This is a genomic window from Acinetobacter sp. NBRC 110496, assembly GCF_000876115.1.
Classification (GTDB): Bacteria; Pseudomonadota; Gammaproteobacteria; order Pseudomonadales; family Moraxellaceae; genus Acinetobacter.
Genome location: NZ_BBTF01000004.1, coordinates 131,123 through 146,995, shown reverse-complemented (window position 1 = coordinate 146,995; position 15,873 = coordinate 131,123). Strand labels below are relative to the sequence as shown.

At 43.9% G+C, this 15,873-nt stretch carries 13 protein-coding genes; 8 read left to right on the top strand and 5 right to left on the bottom strand.

The annotated features are described in order from the left end of the window. Positions 1 to 37: 37 nt before the first annotated feature. The 5 genes from ampC to Aba26S_RS03895 all read left to right on the top strand — a co-directional run bounded on the left by ampC (position 38) and on the right by Aba26S_RS03895 (position 6,659). Positions 38 to 1,177 (top strand): class C beta-lactamase, encoded by a 1,140-nt coding sequence (gene ampC, locus Aba26S_RS03915; RefSeq protein WP_370538953.1) that lies wholly within the window; start codon positions 38 to 40, stop codon positions 1,175 to 1,177. An 83-nt stretch (positions 1,178 to 1,260) separates the two neighbouring features. Continuing rightward, the gene (locus tag Aba26S_RS03910; RefSeq protein WP_016651268.1) at positions 1,261 to 2,535 is read left to right on the top strand and encodes a replication-associated recombination protein A; all 1,275 of its coding nucleotides are present in this window, start codon (positions 1,261 to 1,263) and stop codon (positions 2,533 to 2,535) included. 104 nt (positions 2,536 to 2,639) lie between these two features. Next, positions 2,640 to 3,524: an aromatic amino acid DMT transporter YddG gene (gene yddG / locus Aba26S_RS03905; protein WP_016651269.1), complete on the top strand. Its 885-nt coding sequence runs from the start codon at positions 2,640 to 2,642 to the stop codon at positions 3,522 to 3,524. A 129-nt stretch (positions 3,525 to 3,653) separates the two neighbouring features. After that, on the top strand, positions 3,654 to 4,772 hold the full coding sequence (locus Aba26S_RS03900; protein ID WP_016651270.1) for an acyltransferase: 1,119 nt from the start codon (positions 3,654 to 3,656) through the stop codon (positions 4,770 to 4,772). 147 nt (positions 4,773 to 4,919) lie between these two features. Then, positions 4,920 to 6,659 carry an amidohydrolase gene (locus Aba26S_RS03895; RefSeq protein WP_016651271.1) on the top strand — a complete coding sequence of 580 codons (1,740 nt, stop codon included), beginning with the start codon at positions 4,920 to 4,922 and terminating at the stop codon, positions 6,657 to 6,659. Between the two features lie 41 nt (positions 6,660 to 6,700). Here the strand turns inward: Aba26S_RS03895 and Aba26S_RS03890 are convergent, their stop codons facing one another. From Aba26S_RS03890 to dapA, 4 genes are all read right to left on the bottom strand, one after another. Beyond that, positions 6,701 to 9,109, bottom strand: coding sequence for a TonB-dependent siderophore receptor (locus tag Aba26S_RS03890; RefSeq protein WP_016651272.1), 2,409 nt, complete (start codon positions 9,107 to 9,109; stop codon positions 6,701 to 6,703). 243 nt (positions 9,110 to 9,352) lie between these two features. Next, positions 9,353 to 10,072 carry a phosphoribosylaminoimidazolesuccinocarboxamide synthase gene (gene purC / locus Aba26S_RS03885; protein WP_005270154.1) on the bottom strand — a complete coding sequence of 240 codons (720 nt, stop codon included), beginning with the start codon at positions 10,070 to 10,072 and terminating at the stop codon, positions 9,353 to 9,355. A gap of 36 nt (positions 10,073 to 10,108) precedes the next feature. Continuing rightward, positions 10,109 to 10,711 (bottom strand): hypothetical protein, encoded by a 603-nt coding sequence (locus tag Aba26S_RS03880; protein WP_005270156.1) that lies wholly within the window; start codon positions 10,709 to 10,711, stop codon positions 10,109 to 10,111. 15 nt (positions 10,712 to 10,726) lie between these two features. After that, a complete protein-coding gene (gene dapA / locus Aba26S_RS03875) occupies positions 10,727 to 11,620 on the bottom strand; it encodes a 4-hydroxy-tetrahydrodipicolinate synthase (protein ID WP_016651274.1) in 894 nt (297 codons plus the stop codon). A 292-nt stretch (positions 11,621 to 11,912) separates the two neighbouring features. Between dapA and pncA the strand changes: the two genes are divergently transcribed. The 3 genes from pncA to Aba26S_RS03860 all read left to right on the top strand — a co-directional run bounded on the left by pncA (position 11,913) and on the right by Aba26S_RS03860 (position 13,956). Further along, on the top strand, positions 11,913 to 12,545 hold the full coding sequence (pncA, locus tag Aba26S_RS03870; RefSeq protein WP_005270158.1) for a bifunctional nicotinamidase/pyrazinamidase: 633 nt from the start codon (positions 11,913 to 11,915) through the stop codon (positions 12,543 to 12,545). Positions 12,546 to 12,636: 91 nt separating this feature from the next. After that, positions 12,637 to 13,101, top strand: a complete 465-nt coding sequence (locus Aba26S_RS03865) for an Lrp/AsnC family transcriptional regulator (RefSeq protein WP_005270160.1) — start codon at positions 12,637 to 12,639, stop codon at positions 13,099 to 13,101. A gap of 216 nt (positions 13,102 to 13,317) precedes the next feature. Beyond that, positions 13,318 to 13,956 carry a YitT family protein gene (locus Aba26S_RS03860; RefSeq protein WP_016651275.1) on the top strand — a complete coding sequence of 213 codons (639 nt, stop codon included), beginning with the start codon at positions 13,318 to 13,320 and terminating at the stop codon, positions 13,954 to 13,956. 77 nt (positions 13,957 to 14,033) lie between these two features. Here Aba26S_RS03860 and glmS read toward each other — a convergent pair whose 3' ends face one another. Next, positions 14,034 to 15,872, bottom strand: a complete 1,839-nt coding sequence (gene glmS, locus Aba26S_RS03855; RefSeq protein WP_016651276.1) for a glutamine--fructose-6-phosphate transaminase (isomerizing) — start codon at positions 15,870 to 15,872, stop codon at positions 14,034 to 14,036. Position 15,873: the final 1 nt, after the last annotated feature.

The window sequence follows — 15,873 nt, the reverse complement described above, 5'->3', positions numbered from 1 at the left end:
GAATGATATCTCTAAGACCTCGAAACAGCTGTTGTTCATGACGGGCTTGGTGTGTGCTAGCTCAATGTTATGGGCACACCCGTTGAATGAGCAACAGGTAAAAGCCATCGTGGATCAGCAATTTAAGCCTTTGTTGGCACAGTATAACATCCCTGGTATGGCGGTTGCTGTGACCCTGAATGGGCAACATTATTTTATCAATTATGGGCTGGCCTCTAAACAAAGCCAGCAAGCTGTCAGCAACAATACCTTATTTGAACTGGGTTCAGTGAGTAAGACCTTTAATGCTACTTTGGCAAGTTATGCCCAAGCACAAGGGCAGTTGTCTTTGTCTGATCACCCTGCCAAGTATTTTCCTGAACTGAAAAATACTGCCGTGGATCGTGCCACCCTGTTGAATCTTGGGACCTATACTGCAGGTGGTTTTCCATTGCAGTTTCCCGATCAGGTGGTTCAACAGCAGGATATGATTCAGTATTTCCAAAGCTGGAAACCAAAAACCGGCATAGGCGCTGCTCGCCAATATTCCAATCCAAGTATTGGTTTGATGGGCTATGTCACGGCGCGGGCAATGAAAAAACCCTATGCAGAGCTGCTTGAAAAAACACTGTTTCCGCAGCTCGGTTTGACCCAAAGTTTTATACAGGTGCCTGAACAACAGATGCCACAATATGCATGGGGATATAAAGCCGATCAAGCCCTGCGTGTTTCACCGGGAATGTTGGATGCGGAAGCGTATGGTGTGAAAAGTAGCAGTGCCGATATGCTGAGATTTCTGGATGTACAAATCAATCCACAACACTTGAAACAGCCGTTACGCAAAGCGATTGAAAATACACATGTCGGTTATTTTAAAGTGGGTGCCATGACGCAAGGTTTGGGTTGGGAGCAATATGCTTATCCTGTTAAGCTAGAGACGTTATTGCAGGGTAATTCAAGCAAAATGGCGTTAGCAAGCCATCCAGCAATTGCAATTAAACGGCCAAAGATTGCCCCAGCCGCCACCTATTTTAATAAAACAGGTTCAAGTAACGGTTTTGGCGCCTATGCTGCATTTATTCCAGAACAAAAAATTGGAATTGTGATGTTGGCCAATACCAACTTTCCGAATGAAGCACGGATTCAGGCCAGTTATACGGTTGTACAACAGCTGCTTCAAACCAATACTGCGCAATAGAATGTCGCAGCGATTGCAGATTCAAATTGTAGATTTGGGTCAGACACAATAGACTAGGGTAAAAGATCATAAAGCCAGTGATGATGTCAGATACGCATATTCCTTTACCTGAACGTTTACGTCCACGTGACTTGTCCGAAATTATCGGACAAGATCATTTGCTGGGTGAACATGCTCCTTTACGCCAGATGATTGATCAGGGGCATTTGCCTTCAATCATCTTCTGGGGCCCACCAGGGGTAGGCAAGACCACGATCGCATTGTTATTGGCTCAAGCGGTGGATCGTCCTTTTATCAGCTTGTCTGCGTTAAATACGGGGGTAAAAGAGCTGCGTGAGGTGATTGCGGAGAGTGGTGATCTGTTAACCCCAGTGGTCTTTATTGATGAAATCCATCGCTTCAATAAATCGCAACAAGATGCGCTGCTGAATGCGGTAGAGAAAGGCAAAATCACGCTGATTGGCGCAACCACCGAGAATCCATCCTTTGAAGTCAACAGCGCGCTGTTGTCGCGCTGTCAGGTTTATACCTTAAACAATTTGAGTGCTGAAGCAATTCAAACGCTACTTAATAAGGCGATTCAAAACGATAAGTTTTTAAAAGAGCGTTTTATTCAGATCGAAGAATACGATGCGTTGGTGCAATTCGCTGCGGGTGACGCACGTAAGGCACTTAATCTGATTGATCTGATTGCCAGTACTTTTGAGCCTGATGTCGAAAATATCGTGACCAATGCGATTGTGGTCAAAGTGGCGCAGCAAAATATTGCACGCTATGACAAATCGGGTGAGCAGCATTATGATCTGGTTTCGGCCTTTATCAAATCGATTCGCGGCAGTGATCCAGATGCAACGCTATACTGGATGGCACGCATGTTAAAAGGTGGTGAAGATCCGGTCTTTATTGCACGTCGGATGTTGATTGCCGCCTCAGAAGATATTGGCAATTCCAACCCGAATGCCTTATTGCTGGCGGGAGAATGCTTCCGTTCAGTGCAGGCGGTAGGCATGCCTGAAGCACGGATTATTTTGGGTCAATGTGCCGTGTATCTGGCCACCAGTCCGAAAAGTAATAGCACCTACCTCGCGATTAATAAAGCGCTGGAGCTGGCTGAGAAAACGGCAAATCTGCCTGTGCCATTACACTTACGCAATGCCCCGACCAAGTTGATGAAGCAACAAGGCTATGGGGTCGATTATCTGTATCCGCATAACTATCCAGAGCATTTTGTTCTGCAAGAATATTTGCCACCTGAATTACGTGGTACCAAGTTGTATGAACGCGCCTTAAACAAACGTGAAGTTGAAGGTGAGCGTTTGCAACAACGACGCTGGCAGCAGGAACAGCAACAGCAGTAGTAAGGATTCAACTCGAATCCTTACGGGTCATTTACAGCTTTCCAAAGCAAGTTTTTGAGTGAAAGCGGAATTTTGCTTTGGTTTAAACGTCTATTTGTATAAAAATGAACGCAAAAAAAGCAACACTGATTGGACTGGTGGCCATCTTTTTATGGAGCTTGATCGTTGCCTTGATCAAGGATGTCAGCAGTCATTTTGGTGCAGTCGGTGGCGCGGCCTTAGTCTATACATTGGCTTCAATTTTTCTGTTGTGCTCAGTGGGTTGGACCCGCCTGAAAAGCTTTCCCAAAGCTTATTTAATTTGGGGCAGTATTTTATTTGTTGCCTATGAGCTTTGTCTGTCACTGTCGATTGGTTATAGCAGTAATAATCGACAAGCCATTGAGGTGGGCATGGTCAATTATTTATGGCCCACCTTTACCATGGTCGCTGCGATTTTGTTTAACCAACAGAAAGCCAATTTTCTGATCATTCCTGGTTTTGCCATTTCTTTGCTGGGGATTGGCTGGGTGTTGGGAGGCGAGCAGGGCTTTGACTTGGCAGGCATGTTGCAAAACATACAGCAGAATCCGCTTAGCTATGGTCTTGCCTTTATTGGAACCTTGCTATGGGCGGCTTATTGTACGCTCACAGCGAGAATTGCGAAGGGTGTAAATGGCATCACCTTATTTTTTATGCTGGTTGCCATCGTACTTTGGATTAAATATCTGTTGATGGGGGGCGGAAGTTTTGATTTCGACGGGTCATCTTCGCTTTCTTTGTTGTTTGCTGCGGCTGCGATGGGTTTTGGCTATGCTGCATGGAATGTTGGGATTCTGCATGGCAATGTGACTTTGTTGGCTGGAGCTTCTTATTTTATTCCTGTTTTTTCAGCTCTTTGTTCAGCAATTTTACTGAGTACCCCATTGACGCTTTCATTCTGGTCAGGTGCCTTGATGGTCTGTTTAGGCTCAATTTTATGCTGGATTTCGACACGGGCGCAGCGCTAAAGGCTGGGTGGCTTGATGCCGTATTTGAGATGCGTCGCTACAGTCACTGTATTTTTGTAAGTGCCCTCTAGACACTGCCGATAAAAGGTCGCATCATCATTCGCTTATCAAGGATGATCAAGCTCCACCATGACCACAAACAAAATTAATGCCGCGGAAAGTATCCGAGGCTTGGCATGTCTCGCCGTTGTGTTGTCACATATCTCACTGACTTTTTTCCCGCAGCTGCATAATTTTGATGTCAGTAGGGTGCCGCAATATGATTTTTTTGCGCAGCTCCATCATTCTCCTCTGGCATTCTTTTATTCGGGTACAGGGGCGGTTTTTGTCTTTTTTGTTTTAAGTGGATTTGTACTGAGTTTATCCAGTTTTAAGAAGCAAAATAGTGCAGCACAGTTGAAAACATCCTTAATTAAGCGCTACCCACGTTTGGCCATTCCGACCTTTGTCTCTTGTGTGATTGCTTATCTGGTGTGTTTTGTCCCTGTTGATGTGTCTCATGTTTCAGAATGGGGTGCAGCGTTAGCCAATCCACATCCACAACTGAGCACAGCACTTTATGAAGGCAGTATCGGTGCATTCTTATTTGGGGATTCTAGCTATAACTGGGTGCTGTGGACCATGCAAATTGAGTTACTTGGGTCACTGGTCATTTATCTTGCCTGTTATTTTTATGGCAAGTTGCCCATTCTCTGTGGTCTGTTTTTGATCTTGAGTGTGATTACTGCTTATCTGATTTCGCAAACGGTATTCCTTGGCATCCTGAGTTTTATTTTGGGGATGGGACTGTTTCTGTATGCCGTAGAGCTGAGTACCGTCGTTTCGGTTGTGCTGTTTATATTGGGCTTATATTTATGTGGTGCGCATAACAGTAGTGCCAGCTATCAGTTTTTTACCCGATTTCTAGGTGAACAAACTTACGACTACCTCAACTTTGTCGGTGGTTTTTGTATTGTGTATGCGGTGCTTAAAGGTCAATGGCTCGCCCAATTTTTTGATCGAACCGTTTGGGTGTTTTTAGGTAAGATCTCATTTTCAATTTATCTGATCCACTTAGCGGTGCTGTATGCTTTGGGCATTCCATTGTTTAATTTCCTCTACGTACAAGGTGGCTTGTCCTATCTCAATGCGGGATTACTGGCGAGTTTAGTGATTATGTTGCTGAGCATTCTTTTGGCACAACCTTATAGCCGTTATGTCGATGATGCCGCGATTAAAATCTCGAATAAGCTGGCAAAAATGTTTTAACTGCTAAGCTATGCCGTCGCTATCCGTTGGCTTGCGGCATATTGAAAAATTGAACAAACATTACAAAAATCATCAGGCAATGCTTTCTATTGTCGCCAGAATCAGTTTTAATCAAAAAACACATAATAAAAATATGGGTTTTAATATATGAACCGTACTCATCTCAAACACTTTAGCCTATTCACTTCGATTTCGGTGGCGATAGCAGGCTGCGCAAGCACAGCAGTACCCGTCACAGCAACAGAACAGCTGTTTTATGGCGGACCGATTCTCACTATGTCGGGCGATGCACCTGAATATGCAGAAGCTATCTTGGTCAAAGATGGAAAGATTCGTTTTGTCGGGTCTAAGCAGCAGGCGGTACGCTTGGCGGATCGGAAAGTTCAGTCGATTGATTTAAAAAATAAAACCTTATTACCGAGCTTTATTGATGCGCATAGTCATGTGAATATGGTCGGTTTCCATCAAATGGTCGCCAATCTCTACCCGATGCCTGATGGGCAGGTTTCAGATATCAATTCTCTGGTGAATGTATTGACGCAATGGAAAGCTCAGAATCCAGCTGTGATTAAAACTATGGGCGGCTGGATTCTGGGTAATGGTTATGATGATGCGCAATTGACCGAGCAACGCCATCCGACGGCAACCGATCTAGACCGGGTCTCCAAAGATCAACCTGTGATGATCTTGCATCAATCGGGGCATTTGGCTTCGGTCAATCATAAAGCACTGGAATTACTGAAGATCGATCAACATACCCCAAATCCAGCGGGTGGGGTGATTCGCCGTGAAGCAGGTTCAAATGTGCCGAATGGTGTATTGGAAGAATCGGCTTTATTTACTGCAATTGGCTCAATTTTTAAAGATGTACCCCCTGCGGTGATGTTTCAGATTGCAGAAAAAGGCATTGATGCCTATGTAAAAAATGGTTTTACCACGGTACAAGAAGGGCGGGCTGATCAGGGTACTACGGAAATGTGGCACGCTTTAGCCAAGCAGAATCGGCTGCCAATTGATGTGGTCTCTTATCCCGATATCACCACCAGTCAAGACTATATGCTTAAGCAAGGCAGTAGCCATCAGTATGATCATCATTTCCGTATTGGCGGAGTCAAAATTAGCTTAGATGGCTCACCTCAGGGGAAGACCGCTTGGCTGACACAACCCTATTTAGTTCCACCTGAAGGTAAAGATAAGACTTACAGAGGCTATCCTGCGATTAGTAATGATCAACAGGTCAAGGACTATATCAATTTAGCCTTTAAGCAAGGCTGGCAAGTACTGGCCCATGCCAATGGTGACGCAGCCATTGATCAGTTTATTGGGGCGGTAAAAGATGCCACCGCAAAACAAGGCAAGGCAGATCGCCGCAGTGTACTGATCCATTCGCAGACCATTCGGGATGATCAGCTGGATCAGCTCAAAGCACTTGATATTATTCCGTCATTTTTCTCTTTACATACTTTTTATTGGGGGGACTGGCATCGCCAACAAACGCTTGGAGAGACGAGAGCTGCCCGTATTTCGCCAACGGCAACGGCATTCAACAAGCATCTGATCTTTACGGAGCACCATGATGCCCCTGTGGTGCCACCGAGTAGCATGATGATGCTGGACGCCACGGTAAATCGAGTCACACGTACGGATTATGTATTGGGCGCAGATGAAAGAATCAGTCCTTATCTGGCATTAAAATCGATGACAGCTTGGGCGGCGTATCAATATTTTGAAGACCAGACCAAGGGCACATTAACTCAAGGCAAGTTGGCTGACTTGGTCATTCTGAATCAGAACCCGTTGACTGTCCCGAGTCGTGAGATTAAAAACATTAAAGTGCTGGCCACTTATAAAGAAGGCAAACTGATTTATCAGGATTCAAGCCATTAAAAGCATAAAAAAACCGAGCTAAAACGCTCGGTTTTTTATCTCTACCAACGGTAATTGATCTTGCCGTAATAGAACGCGCCATTAAAGCCAAAAGGTGAGAACTGGCTATAAGGCAAGCTTCCCCCAGTCGGTTGGTTGATGTCATATACATCTTTATCAGGATAAACATCGGTAATATTGTCTCCACCAACGGTAAAGTTCCAGTTTTGATATTGGTAAGACAGGGCTAAGTCCAGTAACCATTTGGCTGAGAATTTTTGGTCTTTGGCTTCGCCTGAATTACTAAAGGTTTTAAAACTGCCATAGCGGGTGAGATTGGTATTCACACTGAAATTTCCAAGCTTATAGTCATTCGCTAAACTGAATTTATGTTCAGGGGTACTCGCGGCGAGTAGACCATATTGCTCTCGACGGTCCAATCGGGTCAGATTGATTCCCAACGCATCTAGGATGGCAGGATTGCCATCGACATGAGTGACTTTATTTTTATTGTAGTTATAAGCCAAAGAGCTATTCAGTTCCCCATAAGGCAAGTCCGTCCACTTATAGGTCGCGACTAAATCAACACCGCGGGTGCGGGTATCGCTGGCATTGTTGAAATAACGGATGCTGCTGAAGTTGGTGTTGCTGATGCCATTTGAATTCAGATATTGACGTACTGTATCGCTACTGGCATTGATATTGGAAGACAGGCTAATCCGGTGATCAATGTCGATTTGATACGCATCCAAGGTCACATACAACTGATCTGTCGGCGTTAGTACCACACCCACACTATAGTTTTTTGATTTTTCTGGTTTCAGCTGTTCGGCACCGAGTAATTGTGCCACTTGTGAGGTGGTTGGAAAAGTGCCAGCTTCAACCAACTGACCATTGACCAGTTGGGAGGAGGTCTGAGCAAAGTATTGTTGCGCTAAGCTTGGGGCACGAAAACCTGTAGAGGCACTGCCACGTACTGCAAGCGCAGGATGAATGGCATAGCGTAAAGACAGGGATGCATTATCAGTGTGGCCAAAATCATTGTAATATTCATGGCGATAGGCTGTAGATGCAGACAGTTTTTCAGTTAAATTGGCTTCTAAATCCAGATAAGCCGCATAACTGTCGCGTGACCATTCTCCTGCATCAGCAGCACGAAAACCGGCTAAACCAGAAGAGCCACTTTTATAATAAGAAGCAGGATCACCTGCTTGAATTTGATATTTCTGATTCAGATATTGTGCTCCAAAGGCAACATTCAGTGGGCTGGCGAGTGCTGCGAGATTAAACGCTCGAGAAAGATCGAAATTCACCACGGCTTGAGCATTTTTCAGTGAGCCATTTTGGAAACCAAAAGGTGTGACGGCTCGATCTTTATAGAGATCAACATTGATCGTTTTGGTATCAACATCATAGCGATTCAGACCATAATTGACCGAAGCATCATAATGCCATGCGGACCAATCGCCTTTAATCCCTGCCACCGCGCCAAAATCATCCAGTTGTCCTTGTATGATTGGCAGATAGCCATTTGGATAGAGGGCAGGAATATTATTGGAGGCATTGCTTAAACGATAGAATCCCGCAGTCTCGGCATTACGGTGGCTATAGGTGGCAAAGGAATACAGTTCCGTGTTATCACTAAGATCGTAGCCCAGATTGATGGCTGCTTTGACTTCATCAGAATCTGGATCACCAAAGCGGAAAGTGCGTTGCCCATAGGTGGTTGATCTCGGATCACGCAAGTCAGGCCCTGCGCGATTGGTGGCTTGGCTATCCTGCCATTCCCCTGAAAAAATTGCATAGCCATAATGATTCAGTTGGGTGCCACCTGATGCAAAAGATTGTTTTTGCTCACCATCGCCCTTGTTATAAATACCGTATTTAATCCCGGCTTCGCCATGTTTTGGATTGGATTTCAAAATAATATTAATCACGCCTGCAATCGCATCGGAACCATAGCGAGCTGATGCACCTTCACGGAGTACTTCGACACGGCTAATCGCCGAGATGGGAATGGCATTTAAATCAGTGGGTGCAGAACCTCGACCAATGGTCCCGCCGAGATTGATAAAAGCCCCTGTATGGCGACGTTTGCCATTGACCAAGACCAGCACCTGATCAGGTGCAAGCCCTTTCAGTTGTGCAGGGCGAACCAGCTCGGTTCCATCCACCACCGTTGGGCGTGGAAAGTTAATTGAAGGAATAATCCGTGATAAGGCTGTGCCCAATTCATTGGAACCAGTCCGTTCGGTCAGCTCTTTGGCACTAATCACATCAATCGGCTGTAAGGATTCGGTTTGTGAGCGATTGTTGGCACGGGTTCCTGTCACCACAATCGTCGCGAGTGTTTTGACCTGTTCGGGTTCGATAGGATTGTTTTCAGCTGCATGCAGATTGCTATACAGGGCCAGTAGAATCAGGCTCGTACTGAGACGAAAGGGAAACATTTTGATCTGGGGAGTATTCATGTTGATGTTCTAACTCAAGTTCTGTAAATATTTGTGAACATGGTAGGAGCATCAAAATACTTTCAAAAACAATATAAAAACATAAGGTTAGAACAAAATTTGCAAAGCTGAAAATGATGCTTTTTAAGTAAATGATTTATAGGATATTGATATTTAAAATGAAGTTATTTATTTTTGAATCGGAAATAAAAAAACCAGCCCGAGCGGACTGGTTTTTCTGAAGCAGTAACAGCTTCGTCTAACTTAGATATCGTCTAAGTTAATGCCTAAACGGGCAGCGACTTCTTCATAAGCTTCAACCACACCACCTAAACCTTGGCGGAAACGGTCTTTATCCAGTTTCTTCTTGGTGTCTTTATCCCATAAACGACAACCGTCTGGAGAGAACTCATCACCCAAGACGATACGGTCATGGAATACACCGAATTCAAGTTTGAAATCAACCAGAATCATATTACCTGCATCGAATAATGCCTTGAGCACATCATTCACTTGGTAAGTCAATTCTTTCATTTTTTCCAGTTGTTCAGCTGTTGCCCAGCCCAAAGCAATCGCTTGAGATTCGTTTACCATTGGATCGCCAAGCGCATCATCTTTGAAGAACAATTCAAAGGTTGGCGGTGTTAATTCTTTACCTTCCTCAACGCCTAAACGACGGCACAGTGAACCTGCTGCATAGTTACGAATCACGCATTCCACAGGGATCATGTGTAGCTTTTTCACCAGCACTTCAGTCGGAGAAAGCAGTTTTTCGAAATGCGTTTCGATACCCGCAGCAGCCAATTTGTCCATGATGAAGGCGTTAAAACGGTTGTTGACCTTGCCCTTACGATCGAGTTGCTCAATTTTTTCGCCATTGAATGCTGAAGCATCATCACGAAAGACCAAAATCAGGTGATCAGCGTTATCTGTCTCGTATACAGATTTAGCTTTACCAGTATAGAGCAAGGTTTGTTTTAACATGGAGGAACCTTTTGAAAAAAAATGCCTAGTAAACGACTAGGCTGGCCAATTTTGGTAAATCTGGGTTAACACTTCAGTCGCAACCGCTGGGTCTGCGAACGTGGTATCAGGTTTGAAGAGGGCAATGGTATTGCTTGAGCCTACCGCAGACAGCTTCAACACGTAGTTCTGATCATTCACCTTAATCGTTGCTTCATAGCCATGATCTGCTTGCGAGATGACTTTATAGTTGAGGCTGCTCGCGGTGGCAAAGGCATATTGCCACGCAGTCGCCGTTGGACCTTCTACTTTCAGTAATGGATTTTTGTTGCCATCCATGACCAGTTGTGGACGCCCCAAGCTGGTTACTGTCGCTTCAGTGCTATTGCTTGCAGTTTGCATTGACTCTGGACGAGGTAATGCATAACGGTTGCCAGTTTTATTTTCAAATGTTGGCGCATGTTGAATCGCAAGTGGGTCAACCGTTGGTGCTGGATACAATGGCGTGAATGGTCTTACCGTTGCATTCTCAGGGAATTTGAGAGGTTCAAGCGCTTGCGCTTTTTTATAATCTAAAGAATGATTATTGAGGGCAAAACGACCACAACCAGCCAAACTTAAAGCTGAAATGACAAGGACAACACCAAGACGTAATTGCATCATAAATTGCTCGTATTAAATAATGCCCGCAGTTTTTAAATCTGTGCGGAGCGGTTCACGATATTGTTCTGCGAGAGCGGTTAAAGGCAGGCGTAGACCTGTACTAATGTATCCCATCTCATGCAATGCCCATTTCACAGGAATTGGGTTTGATTCGCAAAACAAAATATTGTGTAGATTTGCAATTTGTTGATTCAAACTTTGTGCTTTGGCTTGATCGCCAGCTAAGGCTGCTTCACAAACTTCGCTCATTTGTTTTGGTGCAACATTGGCGGTAACCGAAATATTACCTTTCGCGCCCAGTAAAATCAGTTCCCAAGCAGTTTCATCATCGCCTGAATACACTGCAATTTTACCTTTTAAACCTTCGATGAGGGCTTGACCACGGGGTACATCACCTGTTGCATCTTTAATCCCAACAATGTTTTTAACATCGGCAAGACGAATCACGGTTTCATTTTGCATGTCAACGCCAGTACGGCCTGGAACATTATAAAGAATTTGTGGAATATCAACGGCTTCAGCAATCGCTTTATAGTGTTGATATAAGCCTTCTTGTGTGGGTTTATTATAATATGGCGTAACGAGTAATGCGGCATCTGCACCGAGTTCTTTAGCTGCTTTGGTCAGTTCAATTGCTTCGTGAGTTGAGTTTGCACCTGTACCCGCGATAATTGGAATGCGTTTATTGGCTACACGAATCACTTCTTTGATGACTTGTGTGTGTTCTTCCATGCTTAATGTAGATGCTTCGCCCGTTGTGCCAACAGCAACAATACTATGTGTACCTTGTTGGATGTGCCACTCAACGAGCTTCTCAAGGCTCTTCCAATCTACGCGACCATCTTCAAACATAGGGGTGACGAGTGCGACAATTGAGCCTTGAATATTCGGTGCTAGCTGAGTCATTTTAAAAAACTATCCTATTTTCCCATCCGAGATTGAATTAGTTGAAACGAAATATTGGATGGTTGCAGTATTTTGATTCGCCACTCAATAATGAATCCGATTGAATGACAATTATGCAAATTATGACTGATCGGCGGCATAAGAACAATATGCTTTAGTCAAACAGCTGAAAACTTTCATTCATCTTTAAGCTGAATGATTTTCATCTTATGAAAAGTTTAGATCGGGTTGGCTAGTCAGATGAGGTGAGGCAGGGTATTGTACTCAGGAGTGATCTGGATTGAATAATGAGATGCAAACTGATTCAAAACACAGTGCCTTAATTGTGGTCGATGTGCAAAATGGCTTTACCCCAGGTGGAAACTTGGCAGTCACGGATGCAGATCAGATTATCCCTGTGATTAACCAGCTGGCGCAACAGTTTGATACGGTGATCCTGACGCAGGACTGGCATCCTGATCAGCATATCTCCTTTGCCGATAATCATGTCGATAAACGAGCTTTTGAGACCATCGAGTTGCCTTACGGAACTCAGGTCTTGTGGCCAAAGCATTGTGTACAGGGGACACAGGATGCTGAATTTCATCCCAACCTGAATATTCCAACCGCACAGCTGATTATCCGTAAAGGCTTTCATGTGGAGATCGATAGCTACTCTGCTTTTATGGAAGCGGACCGCAAAACTCCGACAGGTCTCCAAGGCTATTTAAAAGAACATCAAATTGATACGGTCTATATTGTCGGGATTGCCACGGATTTTTGTGTCGCATGGACGGCACTGGATGCTGCACAGATGGGATTCACAACCTATGTCATTGAAGATGCCTGTAAAGCCATTGATTTGAATGGTTCACTGCAACAGGCGTGGCAACAGATGTTGGAGCAAGGGGTGCAGCGGATTCAATCGGCTGCTATTTTGCCATAAACTTGAGCTGTCTGATCTAAAGACGCTAAACTTCGAAAGCTGATGCATGAACATCAGTGAAATTATGCCTTAAACCTGAATTGAGCGTTTTATGACCGTTGAACTTGATGATTTTGATCAAAAAATTATCCATCATTTACAGATGAATGGGCGCTTGGCCAATCAGGAACTTGCTGAGTTGGTCGGACTATCGACCTCTCAATGTTCACGCCGCCGTGTTCAGCTTGAACAGAAGAAAATTATCACGGGCTATTATGCGCAAATCGCATTGAGTGCTGATCCGGCACCGATTATGGGGATTATTGAGGTGAAATTGCAGAATTATAGTGATGCAACCCATGATCGCTTTGTTGAATTTCTGATGCATGAGCCGGCAGTCAAAGATATTCATAAACTGACAGGCAGCTATGATTTTGCATTGAAAGTTGCAGTTAAAAATCTCGATGAAATGGTCAAGCTGATTGGTATCCTGTCTTCCAAAAATTTTGGAGTGAGTAATCTCAATACTTCGATTGTGCTGGAAAAATTAAAAGAAAATGGTATCGGAATTAAATAGCACCCTATCTTGCTCGACTTAGAGGCAATGAAAAATAATACAGGAGGTCGTTAACGGGCGGAGTGTATTTGAAAGGGATTATTTTGAATATAAATTGCATTTATGGCAAAAATATAAGAATAAATTGCGAAATTTAAATAAAAATGATCAAATATGTCATGTCTTTCCTTGAAAGACATCTCTCCCTTCTGCTGTTCTGTTTTTGAGTTATGCCTTATGAATACCGAGCAAAATGTATCTCTGGTAAGTCCAGTCGTGTCTGTCATCGACCAACATTCCAAGGTTGAAGATGCATTGGCCATGTTGACAGGGACATTTATCCTTTCTTTTGCGATGATCTTATTAAAACAAGCAGGCATCATGAGTGGAGGGACGGCTGGTCTATCTTTGTTATTGCATTACATCACAGACCTCAAATTTGGCATGCTGTTTTTCCTGATCAATATCCCATTCTATTATTTTGCCTATAAAAAGATGGGTGTTGCACTGGTGGTGAAAACCTTTATTGCCGTGACATTGCTGGCGGGCTTTAGTGAGCTTATTCCACAGTTTTTTCATCTTTCAGACGTCAATCCAATTTATGCCACCATTTTTGCCAATGTATTGATGGGGGTGAGCTTTCTGATTTTATTTAGACATCGCTCAAGCTTAGGGGGCATTAATTTGCTGGCCTTGTATTTACAGGAACGTTTTAACATTCCAGCAGGTAAAGTTCAGTTAGGGCTGGATATCGCAATCTTGTCCACGTCATTGTTATTTGTGGACTGGAAGCTGATCTTGATTTCGATTTTGGGTGTGATTATTTTGAATTCGATTATTTTACTGAATCATAAAACCACGCGCTATGTGGCATAAAATCATTGTCTTATTATTATAATGAATTGAAAAATATAAAAATAGAAGAAGGGCGAACCCTTCTTCTATTTCAAGGTTTATTCTACGGTCACGCTCTTGGCAAGGTTACGAGGCTGATCCACATCCGTTCCACGTAATACAGCAACATGATAAGAAAGCAACTGCACAGGAATACTGTAGACAATAGGTGCTAACCATTCATTGACTGCTGGGACGTGTACGACATGTTGGCGGTCTTTGCCATGAATGCCGCTGTTTTCATCTGCAAAGATAAACAACTCACCACCACGTGCCTGTACTTCTTCCATGTTGGATTTAAGTTTATCCAGCATATCGTCATGAGGTGCCAAGATCACTACAGGCATATCATTGTCGACTAATGCCAATGGACCATGTTTGAGTTCACCTGCGGCATAGCCTTCAGCATGAATGTACGAAATTTCTTTTAGTTTCAATGCACCTTCAAGTGCAATCGGGAAATTCGTACCACGACCCAAGAATAAGCAATGATTTTTTTCAACAAATAATGCCGACAGGCGAAGAATTTCAGTATCACCTTGTAAGGTATCTAAAATGATTTTCGGGCAGTGCCATAATGCAGTTGCAATTTCTGTAAGCTGGTCAGCAGACAAACGTTGTTTTACTTGACCCACTTTCAGGATTAATAACATCAATGCGGCAAGCTGAGTGGTAAAGGCTTTGGTTGATGCCACGCCAATTTCCGGCCCTGCCAGTGTCAGCAAGTGATAATTTGTTTCACGAACCATGGATGAGGTTGCAACGTTACAAATCGTCATGGTGCTGATGTCAATGTTGTTGGCTTTGGCACGTTTTTGTGTTTCACGTAATGCCGCTAAGGTATCGGCAGTTTCACCTGATTGCGAAATACAGATATATAAGGTGTTGGCAACGATCACTGGGTTGCGATAGCGGAATTCACTTGCAATTTCAACTTGGCAAGGTACGCCAATCAAGGCTTCAAACCAGTATTTGGCAATCATTCCCGCATGGTAGCTGGTCCCACAGGCAATGATTTGGACTTGTTGAATTTTTGCAAAATCAGCATTGGCATGATTGAGAAAATCGTCACGTAAGTTGTTGCCATTGAGTGCTTGGGAAATCGTCTGCTGAATGGCTTCAGGTTGCTCATAAATTTCTTTGAGCATGAAGTGCTTATATTCACCTTTAGACGCATTGCTCACCGTTGCATCCAATTCTTTCACTGGGCGTTCAACCGCTTCACCATTGACAAAAACCTCAATGCTGGTACGAGTTAAACGTGCAATATCGCCTTCTTCCAAGTACACAAAGCGATTGGTCACTGGCAATAAAGCCAATTGGTCTGAACTGATAAAGTTTTCACCAATCCCCACGCCAATGACGAGTGGTGAACCTTCACGCACAGTAATCAGCTCATCAGGATGGGCGGTATGAATAATACCAAGCGCATAAGCCCCTCTAAGACGAGGGGTGATGTTTTGAACCGCTTCCAGTAGGCTATCGGTTTGCTGCAATGCATGATGAACAAGATGCGCAACCACTTCGGTATCGGTTTGCGATGTAAATACATAGCCCAATGCTTGTAATTCATCTTTCAGTTCTTGGTAATTTTCAATAATCCCGTTATGAACCACGGCCACATTACCCGAAACATGCGGGTGCGCATTGTTTTCGGTTGGTTTACCATGTGTTGCCCAACGGGTATGTGCAATACCGACATTTCCCGTTAAATTTTGTTCTGATACCGCTTCAGCCAAGTTGGCGACTTTGCCAACACGACGTTCACGTAAGATATTTTGATTATTCAGTAAGGCCAAACCAGCAGAGTCATAGCCACGATATTCGAGGCGTTTTAAACCTTCAATCAGAATATCGGTTACACAACGTTCAGCAACGCCACCAACAATACCACACATA

Coding starts and splice junctions, on each gene's coding strand:
- Aba26S_RS03910 (WP_016651268.1), top strand. CDS start 1,261: ATGTCAGATACGCATATTCCTTTACCTGAACGTTTACGTCCACGTGAC.
- Aba26S_RS03890 (WP_016651272.1), bottom strand. CDS start 9,109: ATGAATACTCCCCAGATCAAAATGTTTCCCTTTCGTCTCAGTACGAGC.
- dapA (WP_016651274.1), bottom strand. CDS start 11,620: ATGACTCAGCTAGCACCGAATATTCAAGGCTCAATTGTCGCACTCGTC.
- ampC (WP_370538953.1), top strand. CDS start 38: ATGACGGGCTTGGTGTGTGCTAGCTCAATGTTATGGGCACACCCGTTG.
- purC (WP_005270154.1), bottom strand. CDS start 10,072: ATGTTAAAACAAACCTTGCTCTATACTGGTAAAGCTAAATCTGTATAC.
- Aba26S_RS03880 (WP_005270156.1), bottom strand. CDS start 10,711: ATGCAATTACGTCTTGGTGTTGTCCTTGTCATTTCAGCTTTAAGTTTG.
- pncA (WP_005270158.1), top strand. CDS start 11,913: ATGCAAACTGATTCAAAACACAGTGCCTTAATTGTGGTCGATGTGCAA.
- Aba26S_RS03900 (WP_016651270.1), top strand. CDS start 3,654: ATGACCACAAACAAAATTAATGCCGCGGAAAGTATCCGAGGCTTGGCA.
- glmS (WP_016651276.1), bottom strand. CDS start 15,872: ATGTGTGGTATTGTTGGTGGCGTTGCTGAACGTTGTGTAACCGATATT.
- Aba26S_RS03895 (WP_016651271.1), top strand. CDS start 4,920: ATGAACCGTACTCATCTCAAACACTTTAGCCTATTCACTTCGATTTCG.
- Aba26S_RS03860 (WP_016651275.1), top strand. CDS start 13,318: ATGAATACCGAGCAAAATGTATCTCTGGTAAGTCCAGTCGTGTCTGTC.
- yddG (WP_016651269.1), top strand. CDS start 2,640: ATGAACGCAAAAAAAGCAACACTGATTGGACTGGTGGCCATCTTTTTA.
- Aba26S_RS03865 (WP_005270160.1), top strand. CDS start 12,637: ATGACCGTTGAACTTGATGATTTTGATCAAAAAATTATCCATCATTTA.